Raw genomic sequence first — 3,995 nt, forward strand, 5'->3', positions numbered from 1 at the left:
CTTCCTGGATCATGCCGCCCCGTTCCCCGGTAATGGACATGGGCTTATGCAACTGGAGCGAAATTAGGATCAGCTATTTAGAGACCTCTGCGACAGCCAATTGATGGCTAGCCACTTTCTCACCATTGGAATAAGTAATGGTCAAGACCCCATCATCATCAAAGGCTACCGTTGAAATACCTAAAGCTGCATGTCCATCGCTAGTCTTTACACTTGCAGAGGATGTTGAACCGGAAGCGTATTGAGTCAATGCAGAGCAATTGAGATCAAATTTAGTAGATGCACTGTTAGCTCCGTTTACATAACTAACGCTCAGCTTTTCATAACCAGAAACAATTTTTCCGCTATTATCAAAACGTATTTTACTAGTGGTCAAGACGGATTCATCACTGGCTAATATATTGACTGTCCACTCGTATTCACCTGTGCCAACAGTTTCCTTTACTCCGGCAGAGTTAGTCTGCTCCTTAGTAACAGACGTCCTGTCGGCAAATTGAATTTTAACTGTTTTTTTAACGCCATCTGCACTATAGATATTTACATCACTTATGTTGTGATTGGTGCCATCCGACGATATATTTCCGGTCAACTCAACAGTCTTCGTAGCTTCAGGAGCCAAAATCAGTACATTAGAAATATCAAAATCAAACAGTTCACCCTTTTCATCAATACCTGAAACAGTATAACCAGTCGCGGTATCAACTAGTTTTCCACTCGAGTTAAATTCAAAACTGCCACCTCGAGTTAAATAGGAGTTGCCTCCATCTTTTAAGACAAAATAGCCATTACCAGAGATGGCAACATTAGTATCGGTGCTCGTCTGTTTGATATCACCATCAGCACTGCGCAAGACATACTCAGAAACGTTAGAGCCCGCATCACCAACAACACTCTGATAGAAAACATCCTTTCCTCGAAAACCGGCTGTATTCATGTTCGATATGTTATTACTAACCTGATCAAGTCCTTTGGAAAATCCCATCATCCCAGAGAGACTATTGAAAAATGACTGCATCATATTGGCAACCCTTAGTTATGAAGAGGAAATTTTTGAAATCTGAGACAACTCAACGTTATTGATATAGTCCCCAGAATCCAGTTTGACAGTCAAAACCGGACCATCCGATGAGAAACTCACCGCACTAATAACACCTATCGATGTAGTTGAATTACTGGTGATTTCTACCGACTTTCCGACCAGGGATGCCGCCTGAAACGTCGTCCCTATAGATAACAAATTATCCAACTTCTCGTTCATGGCACGGTTTTGTTCAACAGAAGAAAACTGTGCCAATTGAGCCAGGAACTGACTATTATCAACCGGCTCAAGAGGATCCTGATACGTCAGTTGAGACATAAAAAGCTTGATAAAATCATTCTGAGATAGTTGCTGATTTGTCGTAAGACCACTGCTGGAGTCAGTCAAATCACTACCAATTGCTTGTACTTGCATAATACTATACTGTCCTACTGTCTTTGATCAAAACACCATTAACAACCACTCGTTGAACATTAATAGAGCTAATATTTAGTTGCGCATAAGGTGCATAAAATTCGGTTGCGTTATCGTTAGAATAATAATCTCTGATATAAAGAGCAGCACTCTCGCCACTAGAAATTAGTGTTACCTTTCGCGGCAATAGTTTATTTACAAAATAATGTGCAACGGATTGAGTTGCCTTTATACGGTCAATTAAATAATCGTTATTGGTGGCGTTTAATTGGGAAGCATGAAACGATACGGCACCAGGTTGAAATTGAATAAAATGCGAAGATGACACGTCAGAACCAGTGATAGAATTTGGGGGAAATCGATAGTCAGCAACAGGCTTGGATAGCTTGATATCATTGGATTGATGCGCGATATTTTCTTCGCTTACTTCTGAAAAACCAACCGAATGTTGACTATAAAAACCATACGCAAGTTGCCCAGTCGCAATAGAAAGCATGGCCACATCAACACGATCATTAACGCAGTCGGTTACTCCAGATGGTTTGACAACTGCATTTAATACTAATGACATCGGAATTTCGTGTTCTACCTGCGACATATTCCCGATATGAGATATTGACTCCATGGCGAGACCGAAATCATTCTCTGAGAGATCCGGAACTATATTTTCTTGAGGCAATCCAAGTTGATATTGCAGAATATCCAGCTCGTGAATATGTTCAGAATTAGGGGCATTAATAGAGTTCAAGTCAGAACTAAATTCATTTTTTTGTTCTGCGGCAACATTACTGTCAGCGAAAACAGGAGAAACAATATCAGCCATAGCAAGTACAGATGAGGGGCTGCTCGACTGCTGATCTCTCGACATAAGATCATAGAATTTCGTTGTATTAGGCGTGACACCTGCAGAAGAAGTGCTAGTGAGCATCACCAGATCATTGATTAATGAATTAATTGCCACTCATCACCTCCCGCAGTAGATAGAGCTCACAAACATCAGTAAGTTCCTTCCGGAAAATTTCGGCATGAATCTGCTGTAAATTATCTTTTATCTGCAACTGTAAATTATCTCTACGAGACTGGGAGCTCATCAACTCGTTAGACGTAGCCTCTATCGTGGTCATCAAACGATCGTGGTCAACATAAAGATTGTCCAATTCATCGTACGCTTCTGACAAAAAATCATGCGCTTGGTTACACAAAAGCGGATTAATTGTATCACCAGCCAACATGGACGCAGATAGCGCATGATCGATGCGTTGTTGTTGATATTTGATGGCATCAGATATCTGCGATAATTCATTGTTTAGTTGTTTTAAATAACGAGCATAGCTTGCGACATCTTGCTCGATTAATCGTACAAGCTTTTGTAAACGAACAAGTTTCCCGCGTACAACGGCAATATCAATCATGATACTAATAGCCGTTGAAGCTGTGACAAGGATTGTTCTAATGGAATAAAATAAGACTTATCCTGCGCAAGTAAATTTAAAATTTTTAACCCTGTTTCATATTTTGAATCAAGCTCAGTATTTTCATTAACACGATACACACCTAACTCTTTCATCTCTTCAACTTTTTGCATTTCAAGCAGGATCAATTTTGCACGCTTAACCAGTTCAAGAGTCGATTTATCCTGCAAGGCACTTGCAAGCCGACTATTGCTTTTAAATATATCTACAGCTGGGTACTGCCCCTTATCTGCGATTTCCCGCCGCAAAATCAGATGGCCATCGAGAATGCCGCGCATTGTATCAGTGATGGGCTCATTGAAGTCATCCCCCTCAACTAAGACAGTAAAAATTGCCGAAATAGAACCAGCAGAAAAATTCCCAGCTCTTTCAACAATAACAGGGAGAGTGGATAGTACAGATGGGGTGTACCCGCGGCTAGACGGCGGTTCTCCAACAGACAATGCGATCTCACGCAGAGCCATTGCAAATCGGGTAATCGAGTCAACCGTCAATAGGACATGCTGGCCTTGGCTGGAAAAATAATCGGCTATAGCCATTGCGGTATATAATGCCCTAACCCGCATAACGGGCGACTGTTCCGCAGTAGCGACAACTACAATTGATTTACTCATTCCACTCTGACCAAGATTGTCTTCAATAAAATCCCGGACTTCTCGCCCCCGCTCTCCGATCATAGCTATCACATTAATGTCTGAAGTAGCACTCTTGGCAAACATTCCTAGTAAAGAACTTTTGCCTACACCACTACCAGCAAAAATACCAATTCGTTGCCCCTGCCCCAAAGGCAAAAAAAGATCAATCAAGCTGATGCCCGTTTCAATTTGTGTATCAATCCGTTTCCGCTCAAGAGGATTAATAGACTCCGGGTGTAGTGTCACCGATTTTAATTCAGTACAGTCTGCAAGTTGGTCATAAGGCTTGGATAAAGGATCAATGATACGACCAATTAACTCTGGCCCTACTTGGACTTGGATCATATGTCCAGGGCCTTGTTGATCAAATCCAAAGTCGGATACTCGCTCCCCAACCCGCCGGGCGGGCTTAGTTGACGGCCTGCCGAATGGGCA

5 protein-coding genes are annotated in these 3,995 nt (G+C 41.8%); all 5 read right to left on the minus strand.

Annotation, left to right across the window (positions count from 1 at the left end; genetic code table 11):
- Positions 1-73: 73 nt before the first annotated feature.
- Positions 74-1,018: a flagellar hook-basal body complex protein gene (locus tag ACYVG7_RS11010; RefSeq protein ID WP_460883154.1), complete on the minus strand. Its 945-nt coding sequence runs from the start codon at positions 1,016-1,018 to the stop codon at positions 74-76.
- Between the two features lie 15 nt (positions 1,019-1,033).
- Positions 1,034-1,453: a flagellar hook assembly protein FlgD gene (locus ACYVG7_RS11015; protein WP_460883155.1), complete on the minus strand. Its 420-nt coding sequence runs from the start codon at positions 1,451-1,453 to the stop codon at positions 1,034-1,036.
- Between the two features lie 4 nt (positions 1,454-1,457).
- Positions 1,458-2,414: a hypothetical protein gene (locus tag ACYVG7_RS11020; protein WP_460883156.1), complete on the minus strand. Its 957-nt coding sequence runs from the start codon at positions 2,412-2,414 to the stop codon at positions 1,458-1,460.
- Entirely contained in the window at positions 2,404-2,865 is a 462-nt protein-coding gene (locus ACYVG7_RS11025; protein WP_460883157.1) for a hypothetical protein, read from the minus strand. Before ACYVG7_RS11025 ends, ACYVG7_RS11020 begins: the two co-directional genes overlap by 11 nt.
- Positions 2,862-3,995: FliI/YscN family ATPase (locus ACYVG7_RS11030; protein WP_460883158.1), on the minus strand; the 1,134-nt coding region annotated here is incomplete at its 5' end. The genes ACYVG7_RS11025 and ACYVG7_RS11030, both read right to left, overlap by 4 nt.

Source organism: Pseudaeromonas pectinilytica, from assembly GCF_054780855.1.